The 13,626-nt window shown below is 72.5% G+C and carries 15 protein-coding genes; 5 read left to right on the top strand and 10 right to left on the bottom strand.

The features are described 5' to 3' along the window. Window positions 1–7: 7 nt before the first annotated feature. The 3 genes from ACFQZY_RS03010 to ACFQZY_RS03020 all read right to left on the bottom strand — a co-directional run bounded on the left by ACFQZY_RS03010 (window position 8) and on the right by ACFQZY_RS03020 (window position 2,052). Window positions 8–793, bottom strand: a complete 786-nt coding sequence (locus ACFQZY_RS03010) for a 2-keto-4-pentenoate hydratase (RefSeq protein ID WP_377412400.1) — start codon at window positions 791–793, stop codon at window positions 8–10. A 23-nt stretch (window positions 794–816) separates the two neighbouring features. Then, window positions 817–1,347 carry an Lrp/AsnC family transcriptional regulator gene (locus tag ACFQZY_RS03015; RefSeq protein WP_377412403.1) on the bottom strand — a complete coding sequence of 177 codons (531 nt, stop codon included), beginning with the start codon at window positions 1,345–1,347 and terminating at the stop codon, window positions 817–819. 225 nt (window positions 1,348–1,572) lie between these two features. Next, on the bottom strand, window positions 1,573–2,052 hold the full coding sequence (locus ACFQZY_RS03020) for a HugZ family protein (RefSeq protein ID WP_377412406.1): 480 nt from the start codon (window positions 2,050–2,052) through the stop codon (window positions 1,573–1,575). 82 nt (window positions 2,053–2,134) lie between these two features. Between ACFQZY_RS03020 and ACFQZY_RS03025 the strand changes: the two genes are divergently transcribed. After that, window positions 2,135–2,506: a response regulator transcription factor gene (locus ACFQZY_RS03025; protein WP_377412409.1), complete on the top strand. Its 372-nt coding sequence runs from the start codon at window positions 2,135–2,137 to the stop codon at window positions 2,504–2,506. Between the two features lie 239 nt (window positions 2,507–2,745). Further along, the gene (locus ACFQZY_RS03030) at window positions 2,746–3,480 is read left to right on the top strand and encodes an ABC transporter substrate-binding protein (protein WP_377412412.1); all 735 of its coding nucleotides are present in this window, start codon (window positions 2,746–2,748) and stop codon (window positions 3,478–3,480) included. Window positions 3,481–3,565: 85 nt separating this feature from the next. Here the strand turns inward: ACFQZY_RS03030 and ACFQZY_RS03035 are convergent, their stop codons facing one another. The 6 genes from ACFQZY_RS03035 to ACFQZY_RS03060 form a co-directional block, all read right to left on the bottom strand. Then, window positions 3,566–4,771: a YbfB/YjiJ family MFS transporter gene (locus tag ACFQZY_RS03035; protein WP_377412415.1), complete on the bottom strand. Its 1,206-nt coding sequence runs from the start codon at window positions 4,769–4,771 to the stop codon at window positions 3,566–3,568. A 117-nt stretch (window positions 4,772–4,888) separates the two neighbouring features. Next, window positions 4,889–5,656 carry a class II aldolase/adducin family protein gene (locus tag ACFQZY_RS03040; protein ID WP_377412418.1) on the bottom strand — a complete coding sequence of 256 codons (768 nt, stop codon included), beginning with the start codon at window positions 5,654–5,656 and terminating at the stop codon, window positions 4,889–4,891. Window positions 5,657–5,872: 216 nt separating this feature from the next. After that, window positions 5,873–6,373 (bottom strand): plastocyanin/azurin family copper-binding protein, encoded by a 501-nt coding sequence (locus ACFQZY_RS03045; RefSeq protein ID WP_377412421.1) that lies wholly within the window; start codon window positions 6,371–6,373, stop codon window positions 5,873–5,875. Window positions 6,374–6,458: 85 nt separating this feature from the next. Next, window positions 6,459–7,637 carry an alpha-hydroxy acid oxidase gene (locus ACFQZY_RS03050; RefSeq protein ID WP_377412424.1) on the bottom strand — a complete coding sequence of 393 codons (1,179 nt, stop codon included), beginning with the start codon at window positions 7,635–7,637 and terminating at the stop codon, window positions 6,459–6,461. A gap of 3 nt (window positions 7,638–7,640) precedes the next feature. Next, window positions 7,641–8,627 carry a tripartite tricarboxylate transporter substrate binding protein gene (locus tag ACFQZY_RS03055; protein ID WP_377412427.1) on the bottom strand — a complete coding sequence of 329 codons (987 nt, stop codon included), beginning with the start codon at window positions 8,625–8,627 and terminating at the stop codon, window positions 7,641–7,643. 40 nt (window positions 8,628–8,667) lie between these two features. Next, on the bottom strand, window positions 8,668–9,708 hold the full coding sequence (locus ACFQZY_RS03060) for a hydroxyacid dehydrogenase (protein ID WP_377412430.1): 1,041 nt from the start codon (window positions 9,706–9,708) through the stop codon (window positions 8,668–8,670). Between the two features lie 148 nt (window positions 9,709–9,856). Here ACFQZY_RS03060 and ACFQZY_RS03065 point away from each other — a divergent pair, with 148 nt between their 5' ends. Further along, window positions 9,857–10,531, top strand: a complete 675-nt coding sequence (locus ACFQZY_RS03065) for a GntR family transcriptional regulator (RefSeq protein WP_377412433.1) — start codon at window positions 9,857–9,859, stop codon at window positions 10,529–10,531. Window positions 10,532–10,568: 37 nt separating this feature from the next. Here the strand turns inward: ACFQZY_RS03065 and ACFQZY_RS03070 are convergent, their stop codons facing one another. Further along, a complete protein-coding gene (locus ACFQZY_RS03070) occupies window positions 10,569–11,300 on the bottom strand; it encodes an IclR family transcriptional regulator (protein WP_377412436.1) in 732 nt (243 codons plus the stop codon). 105 nt (window positions 11,301–11,405) lie between these two features. Here ACFQZY_RS03070 and ACFQZY_RS03075 point away from each other — a divergent pair, with 105 nt between their 5' ends. Together ACFQZY_RS03075 and ACFQZY_RS03080 are read left to right on the top strand one after the other, a co-directional pair. Further along, the gene (locus tag ACFQZY_RS03075; RefSeq protein WP_377412439.1) at window positions 11,406–12,392 is read left to right on the top strand and encodes a hydroxymethylglutaryl-CoA lyase; all 987 of its coding nucleotides are present in this window, start codon (window positions 11,406–11,408) and stop codon (window positions 12,390–12,392) included. Continuing rightward, window positions 12,389–13,624: a CaiB/BaiF CoA transferase family protein gene (locus ACFQZY_RS03080; RefSeq protein WP_377412442.1), complete on the top strand. Its 1,236-nt coding sequence runs from the start codon at window positions 12,389–12,391 to the stop codon at window positions 13,622–13,624. The genes ACFQZY_RS03075 and ACFQZY_RS03080 overlap by 4 nt, the downstream gene beginning before the upstream one ends. The last annotated feature ends 2 nt before the right edge of the window (window positions 13,625–13,626 follow it).

Consider the following 13,626-nt stretch of genomic DNA (forward strand, 5'->3'; position numbering starts at 1 on the left):
CGGGGGCTCAGGTGAATTCGGCGGCGAGGGTGCCGAGCCAGCCGAAGTCCGCCTCCACCCGCTGCCCCGGCGCCACCGGGATCGGGGGCACGCAGGCGCCGGTGGTGACGAACTGGCCGGCCTGCACCGCCTGGCCGGCCGCCCCGATCTCGTTGACGAACCAGACCAGGGCCTCGACCGGGTCGCCCAGCACGTTGCGGCCCACGCCCTCGGCCGTGCGGCCGTCGCTCACGCGGGCGCGCACCTGCAGGCCGGGCAGCGCCGCGAGCTGCTGCGGCTCGGGCGCCACCGGGGCGCCCAGCACCATGTCACGGCAGCAGGCGCAGTCGGCGACCAGCTGGGCCTCGCCGGCGCGCTCGAACTGCGCGAACCGCGAATCCGGCACCTCGATGCCGGGGTGCACCGTGGCCACCGCCGCCAGCACCTCCTCGCGGGTGTAGCCGCCGGCGCGCGGCGCCAGCGTGCGACCGAGGGTGAACACCACCTCGCACTCGGCCACGCGCATGCGGTTGCCGGCCAGCGAGACGGCGGCGCCCGGGCCGGCCACGCGGTGGGCGAACACCGGCCCGGCCAGCGGCCCGCTCACCGCGATGTGGCGCTGTCCGGCCTCGCTGGTGGCGGCGATCTTCCAGCCGGCGACGGGCTGGCCCAGCAGCGCCGGCCAGGCGGCCTGCGCCGCATAGCCCTCGGCGCGGGTGCGCGGGCGGATGGCGTCGGGCAGCGCGTCGACATGGCGGTCGCCGCGCAGGCTGTCGGCCAGCTCGGTGGCGGCGCGAAGCAGGTGGTCGTGCATGGGGTGGCTCCTGGGATGGGTGTTCAGACGGCGGGGACGTTCGTGTCCTTCAGCACGCGCAGCACGAAGCTGGACTTGCTCTGTCGGATGCCGGGGATCTTGTACAGCTTCTCGCGCAGCAGGCGCTCGTAGTCGCGGGTGTCCTTGACGGCGATGCGCAGGTGGTAGTCGTAGTCGCCGGAGACGAGATAGGCGTCGAGCACCTCGGGGATCTGGGCGAGGGTCTTGCCGAAGTCGAACAGCGTCTGGTCGGTATGGCTTTCCAGCGTGAGCTGCAGGATCACCGTCTCCTTGTAGCCCAGGCGCGCGCGGTCGATCTCGAGGCTGTACTTGCGGATCACGCCCTCGGCCTCCAGGCGCTTGATGCGGCTCCAGCAGGTGGTGGGCGACAGCTTCACCGCCTCGCCGATCTCCTGCAGGGTGCGGCGCGAGTCGGACAGCAGCTCGCGCAGGATGGCGAGGTCGAACTTGTCGAAGCTGGCCGGGGCGTCATCGGCCAGGGGCGCGGTGCGGGCCGGCTTGGCCGGCTTGCGGGTGTTTTTCGGCCGGGTCATGAAAATGCTCCTGAATTCCTGCGCGGATTCTGCCCAAGGACCGAAGGAATTTCCGCCACGCAGGCGACACCGCCGAACGCCATCCCGCCAGCGCCGCCGGCCTGCCCGTTTTTTGGGCAAACCGTGGAAACCCAAGCCTGGCGCGGCTTGCGGAGGTTGTCCCGCCCGCTGTCCACAGCCTCGCCCACAGGCGCCGTGGGTAACCCGGCGAGGCGCCGGAAGGCCTCAGCCCGCCTCGCGCAGCCAGGCCAGGAGGGCCTCGCCGGCCAGGGCCGAGGCGCGGCCGAAGCCGGCCACCAGGCGGGCGGACAGCGGCTCCAGGACCACGAGGGAGAAATCGGACAGCTCGAAGGTGGGCGCCGAGTCGGGGAAGCGCGCGAGGTAGTGCGCGCGCGCCGCGGCATGGCGCGGGTCGCCGGCGGGCAGGGGCGCGGCCCGGGCCTGCAGGGCCACGCGCGGCAGCGCCTGCGGCGGCCAGGGGCCGTCCTCCGCCGCCGTCACCAGCAGGCCCACCCGCGGGTGCTCGCGCATGTCGCGCGTGTGCGTGGCCAGCTCGCTGACATGGACCAGGAACGCGTCGCCCCAGGGTGCGAGCACGAAGGGCACCATGGAGACGGCGGGCTCGCCGCGATGCAGGGTGGCGAGGGCGGCGACGCGGCGGCCCGCCAGCAGGCTCCGCAGCAGGCGTGAAGATTCGGCATCCATCCGCGCATTGTGGTGCGTCAAGCCGGCGCCCGAGGCGCCACCTACAATCCGCGGCTTCGCCCCTGCCCCACCTGGAGATTCCTTGCACACCATCCTGCTCGTTGAAGACGAAGAGCTGCTGCGAAGCGGCATCCAGGAGGTGCTCGAGCTCCAGGGCTTCCAGGTGCTGGTGGCGGGTGACGGGGCCGAGGCGCTGGATCGCATGGCCGGCACGCGGGTGGACCTGGTCGTCACCGACCTGGTGATGCCGAACATGGACGGCGTGGAGTTCGTGCGGCGCGTGCGCGAGGACCAGCCGGCGCTGCCGGTGATCGTGGTCTCCGGCAGCAGCGGCTCGGTGGCGACGCGCCTGGGCATCGGCTCCATCGACATCCCCGGCGCCACCGCCGCCTTCCCCAAGCCCTTCAGCGCCACCGACCTGGTGGGGCGCATCCGCGAGCTGCTGCCCGCCTGAACGAGCCGGCGCCGGGGGCCGGCTGGAATGCGCCTGCGCGGGCGCTGCTGCGCGACGGCGGCGTGATACCTTCGATCCTGGAGCAGCACCTGGGCCGGCAAGCGCCGCATCACCCGCGTGCGCCGCCTGCTGGAGCGCGCACGCAATCGGCATGCCTCCCCCTTGATGCCCGGGCCCCTGCCAGGCAAGCTCAGGAACCTGATACGCATCCGCGACATCCTCAACCCCTGAGACCGACCATGACCCTGGCTGCCGACATCGTCAAAGCGTTCACCCCCACGGGGCGGCTGCGCGCCTCCATCAACCTGGGCAACCCCATCCTCGCCGGCAAGCGGGCCGACACCGGCGAGGTCCACGGCGTGTCCGTGGACCTGGCGCGCGGCTTCGCCCAGCGCCTGGGCGTGGAACTGGAGCTGGTGGTCTTCGACACCGCCGGCAAGTCGGTCGACGCGGTGACCCGCGAGGAGGCCGACATCGGCTTCTTCGCGGTGGACCCCAAGCGCGGCGAAGGCATCCACTTCACCGCGCCCTACGTGCTGATCGAGGGCTGCTACCTGGTGAACCAGGAGTCCCCCCTGGAAAGCAACGAGCAGGTGGACCACGCGGGCATCCGCCTGGTGGTGGGCCTGGGCAGCGCCTACGACCTGTACCTGACCCGCGAGATCAAGGCCGCCACGATCGAGCGCGCGCCCAGCTCGCCCGCGGTGGTGGAGCATTTCATCGCCACCGGGGCCGACGTGGCCGCCGGCGTGAAGCAGCAGCTCGAGGCCGATGCCTCGCGCATCGGCGGCCTGCGCCTGCTGCCGGGCCGCTTCATGGTGATCCGCCAGGCCATGGGCTGCCCGCGCGGGCGCGGCGACGCGGCGGCCGCCGCCCTGCGCGCCTATGTCGAAGAGCAGAAGGCCAGCGGCTTCGTGGCCCGGGCGCTGGCGCGCCACGGCATCGAAGGCGCCTCGGTGGCGCCGGCGGAGTGAGCGGCGGCTGCGGCCGCCGGGCCTCGCTTGCGCCCGCCCCCCCGACGCGCGCCGCCGCCCTGCGGCGGCCCGGCGTGCCCGGTGCTCACGCCCCGGCCGTGAGGCCCGCGGCGGCGGCGCGCCGGTCGCGCCGCTCGATCACCCGCAGCACCAGCAGCAGGCCGGTACCCGCCACCATCACCGCGGCGGCAAGGTACAGCCCCACCGCGTAGCCGCCGAAGCGCGCGGCCAGCGCGCCGGTGACGGCAGGCGCCACGATCTGGGCAGCGCCGTAGGTCATCGTCATCTTGCCCATCATCTTGGCGGGCCGCGTGGGGTAGTAGCGCCCCGCCATGGTGAGCACCAGGCTCACCATGCCGATGAAGGTGCCGCCGAACATCACGGCCCCCAGCAGCGTCATCGCCAGCCCGCCCACCGCTACCGGCAGCAGGATCCCCACGACCTGCAGCACCGCGGCCAGGATCAGGGCATTCAGGTCGCCGGTGCGCCGGGCCACGAAGTCCCAGCAGATGCAGGCCGGCGCGGCCGCCAGGCCGATGGCCAGGAAGGCCAGGTTGCCGCGGCCGCCCAGGCCCGGCAGCTGGTTCACGATGGCCACGATGAAGGTGGCGCTGACCACGTAGCCGACGCCGGCGCAGAAGTAGGCCGCCATGAAGACCCGCAGGTACAGCGCGCCGGGGGGATGGTCCTCCATCTTCGCGCCGGCGGCGGTCAGGCCGGTGGTGTCGGGCGGCGGCAGCCAGCGCAGGGCCGGCACCAGCAGCACCACGGCGACGGCGGTGAAGGCGAACCACTGGCCCTGCCAGTCGAACCAGCGCGCGAACACCTCCACCAGCACCGCCGCCCCGGCGATGCCCAGGCCCAGGCCCGAGAAGTGGATGCCCAGCTCGCTGCGGTGGCCATGGCGGATCAGCCAGTTCATGATCAGGCCGGTGCCAAGCAGCATGCCGGCGGCGCTGCCCAGGCCGGCGAGGTAGCGGGAGACGGCCCACAGCACCACGTTGGACGCCAGGCCCATCATCACCGTGGTGGCCACGGCCAGCACCATGCCCAGGCGGTAGAGGCGGTCCTTCAGCACGAGGTCGCCGACCAGGGAGGCGATGAGGGCGCCGGTCAGGTAGCCGGCGTAGTTGATGGCGGCCAGCCAGCCGCCCTCGGCGACGCCCAGGCCCGCCTGGGACTGCATCAGCGGCAGCAGCGGGGTGTAGGCGAAGCGGGCCACGCCCACCGACAGCAGCAGGCTGAAGATGCCCGCGGCGAGGACGCGCAGGCGTTGTCGTTGGCCGTGCATGGCGTGGGGCTCCTCCTGCCTGCGGCGTGGATCGGGGCGCCGGGCGGCCTGGCCTGGCCGCCCCTGGGCGCGAAACCGAGTCTAGCGAATGGCGCGACCCCGCCCGGCCCTCGGCGTTCAGCGCTTGTAGCTGTCGTCGATGCGGTCGACGCGGCGCACCAGGGCGTCGAACACGTCCTGCCCGGCGCCGAAGCGGGCGTCCCACTGCAACGCGTCGTCGGTGGTCTTGCGGGCCACCGCCTCGCTCACCGGGATCGCCGGGCCGAGGGCCGCCTGCATCACCTGCACCTCGCAGGCGCGCTGCAGGGTCCACAGGCGCACCAGCGCCAGGGGCAGGGTCGGCCCCGCGGCCAGCAGGCCGTGGTTCCGCAGGATCACGAGCGGCTTGCTGCCCATGCTGGCGAGCAGGCGCGGCGCCTCCTCGGCATGCACCGTGATGCCCTCGAAGTCGTGGTAGGCCACCAGGTCATGCAGCTGCGCCGAATAGAAGTTGTTCTGCGCCAGCCCGCCCTGCGTGCAGGCCACCGCCAGGCCGGCGGTGGTGTGGGTGTGCATCACGCAGTGCGCGCCCTCCACATGCTCGTGGATCGCGCCATGGATGGTGAAGCCCGCCGGGTTCACCGGCCAGGGCGAGTCGTCCAGCTTGCGGCCCTGCACGTCGATCTTCACCAGGTTGCTGGCGGTGACCTCGGAGTAGTGCAGGCCGAAGGGGTTGATCAGGAATTGCCGCTCGCTGCCGGACACGCTTTCGGGCACGCGCACGGTGATGTGGTTGTAGATCATCTCCGTCCACCCCAGCATGTCGAAGATGCGGTAGCAGGCGGCGAGTTCGACGCGGGCCTTCCACTCGTCGGGGTGAAAGTCGGCGGCGGTGCGTTGGGTCATGGTCGCTCCAGGGCGTTGCAGGGGTTTTCTCAGGCGAAACGGAAGGAAATGGTACCCAGCGGGCCGCGGTCGCACGGAAGGTGTCGCCGCGCGCACCCCGCGTGAGGCGGGTGAAGGAGCCGGCCAGCACGTCGAAGACCGGCACGCCCGGGCCCTGGAGCGGCCGGCCCGGGACGGCCTGCATGGATGCCTCGATCCAGCCCGCCAGGCGCAACCCTAGCGCACGACGACCTTGCCGACCATCCCGGCCTCGAAGTGGCCCGGGATCAGGCAGGCGAACTGGAACTCGCCAGCCTGCGTGAACTGCCAGACGATCTCGCCGGTCGCACCCGGCTTCACATGCGCCATGTGCGGCGCGTCATGCTCCATGCCGGGGAACTTGCGCATCTGTTCCGCATGCTCGGCCAGCTCCCGGGGGGTGCCGATCACCAGCTCGTGCATCACCTGGCCCCGGTTCGCCACGCGCAGGCGCACCGTCTCGCCGCGCCGCACGGTGAGCGTGCCGGGGACGAAGCGCATGTCGTCACCCATGCGGACCTGCACGGTGCGGGTGACCTTCTTCGGGTCGCCCTCCTGACCGAAGGGCGTGGCCTCGACCCGCGCGGGGTCGAAGGCGCGGGGCGCGCCCCCATGGGCCGCATCGCCATGGGCGCGGGCCGGCAGCATCGGGGCCAGGGCGAACAGGGCCGCCAGCGTGCAGGAGAGGAAGCGTGTCATCGAGGGCCGGTGATCAGGATGTCGGGAGCGCATGATGATGGCAGATGCGTCGGCCCCGCCGAAGTTCCGCCGCCCCCCGCCCGGCTCACACCGGCAGGAGCAGCCCCGGGTCGACCTGCGTGGTGCGCGAGACGCCCAGCATCGCCATGTCGCGCGAGACCTCCTCGCGCAGCAGGCTGATGCCCTTGCGCACGCCGGCCTCGCCCGCCACCGAGGCGGCGTAGTTGAACGGCCGGCCGACAAATACGAACCGGGCCCCCAGGGCCAGGGCCTTGAGCACGTCGGTGCCGCGGCGGAAGCCGCTGTCGATCATCACCGGCACCTGCGGGCAGGCCTGCACGATGCCGGGCAGCACCCGCATCGGCGAGACCGTGCCATCGAGCTGGCGACCGCCATGGTTGGAGACGATGAGGCCGTCGGCCCCGCAGTCCACCGCCATGCGCGCGTCGCGCACGTCGAGCACGCCCTTGACCACCAGCCGGCCCGGCCACAGCCGCCGGATCAGGCGCAGGTGGTCCCAGGTCAGGTGGCCGCGGTCCGAGAAGTCCCGCAGCACCGAGGCCGAGAGGATCGGCGCGCCGCGCTGCGCGTGGTTGTTCTCGAAGTGCGGCATGCCATGGCGCACCAGGGTGCGCAGGAAGGTGCCGACCAGCCAGCGCGGATGCGTCACGCCCTGCCACGCCAGGGACAGGCTCGGTCGCAGCGGCGTCGAGAAGCCGGCGCGGATGTTGTTCTCGCGGTTGGCGGCGATGGTGACGTCCAGCGTCACCACCAGGGTGCCATAGCCGGCCGCCTTCACCCGCTCGACCAGCGCCTCGATCTGGTCCTCGCGCCCCGGCACGTAGGCCTGGAACCAGGCCCGCGGGTTGGCCTGCACCACCTCCTCCAGCCGGATCAGCGAGGAGCCGCTCATGACCATGGGCACGTTCTCGGCGGCCGCCGCCTGCGTGAGCACCAGGTCGCCCCGGTAGGCGGACAGCGCGCAGATGCCCATGGGCGCGATGCCGAAGGGCGCGGACCAGGTGTGGCCGAACAGCTCGGTCTCGGTGGAGCGCCGGGAGGTGTCCACCAGCACCCGGGTCACGAACTCGTGGCGCTCGAAGGCCGCGGCGTTGGCGCGCAACGACTGGTTGCGCTCCACCCCGCCCGAGACATACGCGAACACGGGAGCCGGCAGGTGCCGGCGGGCCGCCGCCTCGAAGTCGTCGAGGCACAGGATGTGGCCCAGGCGGCGAGGCAGGGCCGGCGCGGCGGAAGGGGGCATCGCTTACTTGTCGGTCCAGGGCATGGTCTGCCACAGCGCCTTGAACCCGGCCTCGTCCTCCTTGAGTTCGGCGGCGTAGGCGGCCGGCGCGAGGTAGCGGATCGGCGCGAAGTAGCCCGCGGCCTTGGCCTGGAACTCCGGGTCCGTCACGGCCTTCTGCACCGCCGACACGAGTTGCTCGCGCACCGCGGGCGGCAGGCCCTTGGGCGCGGCGATGCCGCGCAGCGACGCCATGATCACGTCCAGGCCCTGCTCCTTGAAGGTCGGCACGTTGGGCGCGAGGCCGGAGCGCTTCTCGCTCATTTGCCCCAGGTGGCGCAGCGGGGTGCCGCCCTTCTGGTACTGCAGCGCCTCGCCGATGTTCATGGCGGCGACCATGATCTGTTTGCCGGCGATCGCGTTGTGGACCTCGGCCGCGCCCTTGAACGGCACGTGGGTCATCTTCACGCCGGCGGCGCGCTCCACCATCAGCGCGGCGAGGTGGTCGTCGGAGCCGACGCCGGTGGTGCCGTAGGTGACCTTGCCCGGGTTGGCCTTCGCAAAGGCCACCAGTTCGGCCAGGTTGCGGATCGGGGTGTCGGCATGCACCGAGAAGTTGCCCGGGTCGTCCACGATGTTCCCGAGCAGGTCGTAGTTCTGCCAGTGGAAGCTGGACTTGCGCTCGATCGGGATGGTCAGCACGTTGGGCGTGTTGATGAAGCCGATGGTGTAGCCGTCCGGTGCGGCGTTGCCCAGCTCCGCGAAGCCGATGCCGCCGCCTGCGCCCGGGCGGTTCACCACCACGATCGAGGCATTGGGGCCCAGGTGCTTCTGCATGTACTGCGCCATCAGGCGGGCGATGATGTCCGTGCCGCCGCCGGGGGCGTAGGCGACGATCATCTTGACCGGTTGCTCCGGGTAGGCGGCGCGGGCCAGGCCCGGCGCCACGGCGGCGGCGCACAGCGCCAGCGCCGGCAGCACGCGGCGAACGAGGTGGGAGAAGCGTTGCATGGGGTTGTCTCCTGGGGGTTTGAGCGGTGCGGCGGCCGGTTCAGCCGAGGATGCGCGCGCGGCGCTCCACGAACGCGGGCCAGACCTCGGGGTTGACCAGGCGCGGCGGGCGCTCGCCCGCCAGCACGGCGGCGATCTGGTCGGCCGCGATGGCGCCCATGTTGCGGCGCGCCTCGTGGGTCACGCCGGCCACGTGGAAGGTGGCGAAGACGTTGTCCATCGCCAGCAGCGGGTGGTCCAGCGGGGGCGGCTCCTGGTCCCACACGTCCACGCCGGCGCCGGCCAGGTGGCCCGACTGCAGGGCCTGCACCAGGGCGGCCTCGTCGTGGATGCCGCCGCGCGCGGTGGTGATGAAGATGGCGCCGCGCTTCATGGCGGCGAAGGCGGCCGCATCCATCATCTTCAGCGTGGTGGCGTCGCGCGGGCAGTGCAGCGAGACGAAATCGGACTGCGCGAGCAGCTCGGCGAATGACACCGCGCGAGCACCGCGGCGCTCGATCTCCGCGGCAGGCAGCAGCGGGTCGGCGGCCACCACCTGCATGCCGAAGGCGCGGGCCAGCGCGGCGACCCGGGTGCCGATGTGGCCGATGCCCACCAGACCCAGCGTCTTGCCGCTGATCTCATGGCCCATCACGTCCTCGCGGGCGTAGCCGACCTCGCGGCGCATGCGGCGGTCGCCCTCCAGCATGCGGCGCGACACGCCGAGCATCAGGCCCAGGGTGTGCTCGGCCACCGAGACGGCGTTGCCGCCGGACTGGTTCACCACCGCGATGCCGGCCGCGGTGCAGGCGGCCACGTCCACCGTGTCGTAGCCCGCGCCGCCGGCGGACACGCACAGCAGGTCCGGGCACTGGGCCAGCAGCCCGGCGCGGGCGAACCAGGCCTGGGGCAGTTCGTCCTTGGCGGCGGAGATGTGATAGACGTGGGCCTGCGACAGCGCATCGCGGGTGGCGGCGTCGTCGCCGCGGATCTTGAATACCCGCAGCGCCACGCCCGGCTCGCGCGCCAGGCGTTCGTCGAAGGCGGCATCGATCCACAGGTCCGAGCGGACGACGCGTTTGGAAATCTGGGTTGCGGCCATGTGCTGCCTGGGGATTCCGGGGGGAAGATTCGATCGCTCAAAATGTACAATAAAAAAACAATTTGAAGCCTAGCCCTACCCAAGGGTTAACCCTTCACAGGCGCCGCGCCATCGATTCCCGGCTCGAGAATACAAAACGGAAACAAAAATGGCTGCCACCGACAAGGTCTACGAAGTGCTGAAGCAGCGCGTGGTGGCCGGCGCCTATGCGCCCGCGGCGCAGCTGAAGGAGGAGCACCTCGCGCGCGAGCTGGGCACCAGCCGCACGCCGGTGCGCGCCGCCCTACAGCGCCTGGTGGACGACGGCCTGGCCACCGCCGAACCCGGCCGCGGCGTGCGCGTGGCGCAGTGGACCGAGTCCGACATCGAGGAAACCTACGAGCTGCGCGGCCTCCTGGAAGGCCATGCCGCCGCCCTCGCGGCGCGGCGCGGCGGCCTGGCGCTGGCCGACCGGCTCGACGCGCTGAACGACGAGATGGACCGGGCCATCGCCAAAGGCGGCCGGGCCCTGCCCGAGCGCCTGCAGGACATCAACGCGCGCTTCCACCGCGCCGTCCTCGAGGCGGCCGGCTCGCCGCGCCTGCGCGGCATGCTGGCGGGCGTGATCGACATGCCGGTCGTGACCCGATCGCACTTCATCAGCACCCTGCAGGACAAGGTGCAGAGCCTGCAGCACCACCGCGACCTTGCCGCCGCCGTGCGCGCCGGCGATGCCGACCTGGCGCGCCAGGTGATGCAGCTGCACCTGCGGGTGGCCCAGCACCGCTTCCGCCGCCAGCGCGAGGCGCTTCGCGAGGCGCGGCAGCCAGGGCCGGCCGCATGAGCCCGGCGCGGCGAGCCGCGCCCAGGGCCTGGCCGGGTCAGGCCCGCGGCTCGGCGGGCCGCCCGCCCAGGGCCACGGTCAGCCGCGCCGCCGAGGCCTTGAGTTCGCCGGTGAACGCCGGGCGCAGGCGCTGCTCCGGGGCGGTCAGCGTGAGCGCGCCCACCAGCTCGCCCGCCGCATCCCAGACCGGCGCGGAGATACCGGCCAGCCCCGGCACGCGGTCGCCGGTGACCACCACATGGCCGTCGCGCCGCACCTGCTCGTAGAGGCGCCCCTTCGCGCCGCTGAAGGCCATCAGCACCCGTCCGCCGGCGCCGCGGTCCAGCGGCAGCAGGTCGCCCGCGCGCACGTGGTCCCGCAGCAGCTGCGGCGAATCGACCCGGAACAGCACCAGCCGCTGGTCCCCTTGCCGCACGTGGAAGGCCACGCTCTCCTGGGTGCGCGCCACCAGCGCGCGCATCTCGGGCACCACCACGTCCTCCAGCGAGAACGAGGCGGCGTGGATCGATGCCAGGCGCGAGACCTCCGGCCCCAGCGCCCAGTGCCCCTGCGCCGTCCGCCGCAGCAGCCCCCCGTGCGCCAGCGAGGCCAGCAGCCGCAGCACCGTGCTCTTGTACAGCCGGGTGCGGTCGGACAGCTCGGTCACGGTCAGCGCCTTGTCGCCGGGCCGGAAGGCGGCCAGCAGGCTGATCGCCCGGTCGACCGCCGCCGCCCCGCCGGGCGCGGCCTGTTCATCGGCGACGGAGAGGACGGAGGATTTCCTGGGCATGGCGTGCGGCGGGCCGCAACCGGTTTGACATCCGGCGGCCGGGTTTCGATAATTGGTCCATCTTACAGCATTGCGTTCTGTCTGTCAGAACAAAAAAGAAGGCCCATGCCCCCCGAGAACCCACCCCAGGTCCTGATCAGCGAAGTCGGCCCGCGTGACGGCCTGCAAAGCGTGAAGGCCACGATGCCCACCGCGCGCAAGCTCGCCTGGATCGATGCGCTGCATGCCGCCGGCCTGCGCGAGATCGAGGTCGGCTCCTTCGTGCCCGCGAAGCTGCTGCCGCAGATGGCCGATGTCGCCGAGGTCGTACGCCATGCCCTGGGCAAGCCGGGCCTCACCGTGATGGCTCTGGTCCCCAACCTGCGCGGGGCGCAGGCGGCCCTGGAGGCCGGCGTCCACAAGCTCACCCTCCCCGTCTCGGCCAGCGAGGCCCACTCCCTGGCCAACGTGCGCAAGACCTGCGCGCAGATGGTCGAGGCGGTCCGCGAGATCGTGGGGCTGCGCGACGCGCTGGCGCCGCGGGTGCGCATCGAGGCCGGCGTGTCCACCGCCTTCGGCTGCACCCTGCAGGGGGTGGTGCCGGAGGACGACGTGGTCCGCCTGGCCGCCGCCCTCGCCGCCGCGGGCGCCGACGAAATCGGCCTGTCCGATACCACCGGCATGGCCAACCCGGCCCAGGTGCGCCGCCTGTTCAACCGCGTGCGCGCCGAGATCGGCCCGCGCACCGGCGCGGCCCACATGCACAACACCCGCGGCCTCGGCCTGGCCAACTGCCTGGCCGCGTACGACGTCGGCGTGCGCACCTTCGACAGCTCGCAGGGCGGCCTGGGCGGCTGCCCCTACGCCCCCGGCGCCTCGGGCAACGTGGTCACCGAGGACCTGGTCTTCATGTTCGAGGCGATGGGCGTGCGCACCGGCGTGGACCTGGAGAAGCTGGTCCCGGCCCGCGCCGCGCTGCAGGCCGGCCTGCCGGGCGAGCCGGTCTACGGCATGACCCCCGAGGCCGGCCTGACCAAGGGCTTCACCTACGCCGACGGCCGCCGCCCCCACCGCGAGCAGCTGCTCGCCGCCACCACCGGACCCTGCGAATGACTTCCCCGAGCGAACTCCCCCTGGCCGGCCTGCGGGTCGTCGAATTCACCCACATGGTGATGGGCCCCACCTGCGGGATGATCCTGGCCGACCTCGGCGCCGAGGTGGTCAAGGTCGAACCCGTCGCCGGGGACAGCACGCGCAAGCTGCTCGGCTCCGGCGCCGGCTTCTTCGGCACCTTCAACCGCAACAAGAAGAGCCTCGCGGTCGACGTGAAAGACCCGCGCGGGCGCGAGATCGTGCTGCGCCTGCTGGCCCAGGCCGACGTCTTCAGCGAGAACTTCAAGGGCGGCACCATGGACAAGCTCGGCTTCGGCGCCGAGGCCCTCGCCCGCCTCAACCCGCGCCTGATCTACGTCTCGCACAAGGGCTTCCTGCCCGGTCCCTACGAGCACCGCACCGCGCTCGACGAGGTGGTGCAGATGATGGGCGGCCTGGCCTACATGACCGGCCCCGAGGGCCGCCCGCTGCGCGCCGGCACCAGCGTGAACGACATCATGGGCGGCATGTTCGGCGCCATCGGCGTGCTGGCCGCCCTGGCCCGGCGCGAGCGCACCGGCCGCGGCCAGGAGGTGGAGAGCGCGCTGTTCGAGAACAACGTCTTCCTCGTCGCGCAGCACATGATGCAGTTCGCGGTGACCGGCAAGCCGGCCTCGCCGATGCCCAGCCGCATCAGCGCCTGGGCGGTGTATGACGTGTTCACGGTGAAGGACGGCGAGCAGATCTTCCTGTCCGCGGTGAGCGACACGCAGTGGGCCCTGATGTGCGACGAGTTCGGCTTCGCCGACCTGAAGGCCGACCCGCGCCTGGCCTCCAACAACGCCCGGGTGCAGGCGCGCGAGTGGATGATGCCGCTGCTGCGCGAACGCTTCGCGCCGCTGGCCGCCAGCGAGCTCGCGGCGCGCTTCGAGAAGGTCGGCCTGCCCCATGCGCCGATCACCCGCCCGCAGGACCTGTTCGACGACCCGCACCTGCTGGCCACCGGCGGCCTGGCCCCGGTGACCCTGCCGGCCGACGCCAGCGGCGCGGGGCGCGCCGTCGAGACGCGCACGCCGCTGCTGCCGCTGGCCCTGGACGGCGAGCGCCTGGGCCTGCGCGCGCCGCCGCCGGCGCTGGGCGAGCACACCGAATCCCTGCTGCGGGAGCTGGGCTACGACGAGGCCGCCATCGACGGCCTGCGCCAGGCCCGGATCATCGGCATGCAGGCCTCCCCCACCCCATCGAACCCCTGAGA

The organism is Ramlibacter sp. GCM10027632 (genome assembly GCF_042675325.1).
Lineage (GTDB): Bacteria > Pseudomonadota > Gammaproteobacteria > Burkholderiales > Burkholderiaceae_C > Ramlibacter.

Excerpts from the sequence above, each read along its gene's own strand:
- ACFQZY_RS03020 (WP_377412406.1), bottom strand. The coding sequence starts at position 2,052 with ATGGATGCCGAATCTTCACGCCTGCTGCGGAGCCTGCTGGCGGGCCGC.
- ACFQZY_RS03070 (WP_377412436.1), bottom strand. The coding sequence starts at position 11,300 with ATGCCCAGGAAATCCTCCGTCCTCTCCGTCGCCGATGAACAGGCCGCG.
- ACFQZY_RS03010 (WP_377412400.1), bottom strand. The coding sequence starts at position 793 with ATGCACGACCACCTGCTTCGCGCCGCCACCGAGCTGGCCGACAGCCTG.
- ACFQZY_RS03040 (WP_377412418.1), bottom strand. The coding sequence starts at position 5,656 with ATGACCCAACGCACCGCCGCCGACTTTCACCCCGACGAGTGGAAGGCC.
- ACFQZY_RS03015 (WP_377412403.1), bottom strand. The coding sequence starts at position 1,347 with ATGACCCGGCCGAAAAACACCCGCAAGCCGGCCAAGCCGGCCCGCACC.
- ACFQZY_RS03075 (WP_377412439.1), top strand. The coding sequence starts at position 11,406 with ATGCCCCCCGAGAACCCACCCCAGGTCCTGATCAGCGAAGTCGGCCCG.
- ACFQZY_RS03035 (WP_377412415.1), bottom strand. The coding sequence starts at position 4,771 with ATGCACGGCCAACGACAACGCCTGCGCGTCCTCGCCGCGGGCATCTTC.
- ACFQZY_RS03055 (WP_377412427.1), bottom strand. The coding sequence starts at position 8,627 with ATGCAACGCTTCTCCCACCTCGTTCGCCGCGTGCTGCCGGCGCTGGCG.
- ACFQZY_RS03060 (WP_377412430.1), bottom strand. The coding sequence starts at position 9,708 with ATGGCCGCAACCCAGATTTCCAAACGCGTCGTCCGCTCGGACCTGTGG.
- ACFQZY_RS03080 (WP_377412442.1), top strand. The coding sequence starts at position 12,389 with ATGACTTCCCCGAGCGAACTCCCCCTGGCCGGCCTGCGGGTCGTCGAA.
- ACFQZY_RS03030 (WP_377412412.1), top strand. The coding sequence starts at position 2,746 with ATGACCCTGGCTGCCGACATCGTCAAAGCGTTCACCCCCACGGGGCGG.
- ACFQZY_RS03045 (WP_377412421.1), bottom strand. The coding sequence starts at position 6,373 with ATGACACGCTTCCTCTCCTGCACGCTGGCGGCCCTGTTCGCCCTGGCC.
- ACFQZY_RS03050 (WP_377412424.1), bottom strand. The coding sequence starts at position 7,637 with ATGCCCCCTTCCGCCGCGCCGGCCCTGCCTCGCCGCCTGGGCCACATC.
- ACFQZY_RS03065 (WP_377412433.1), top strand. The coding sequence starts at position 9,857 with ATGGCTGCCACCGACAAGGTCTACGAAGTGCTGAAGCAGCGCGTGGTG.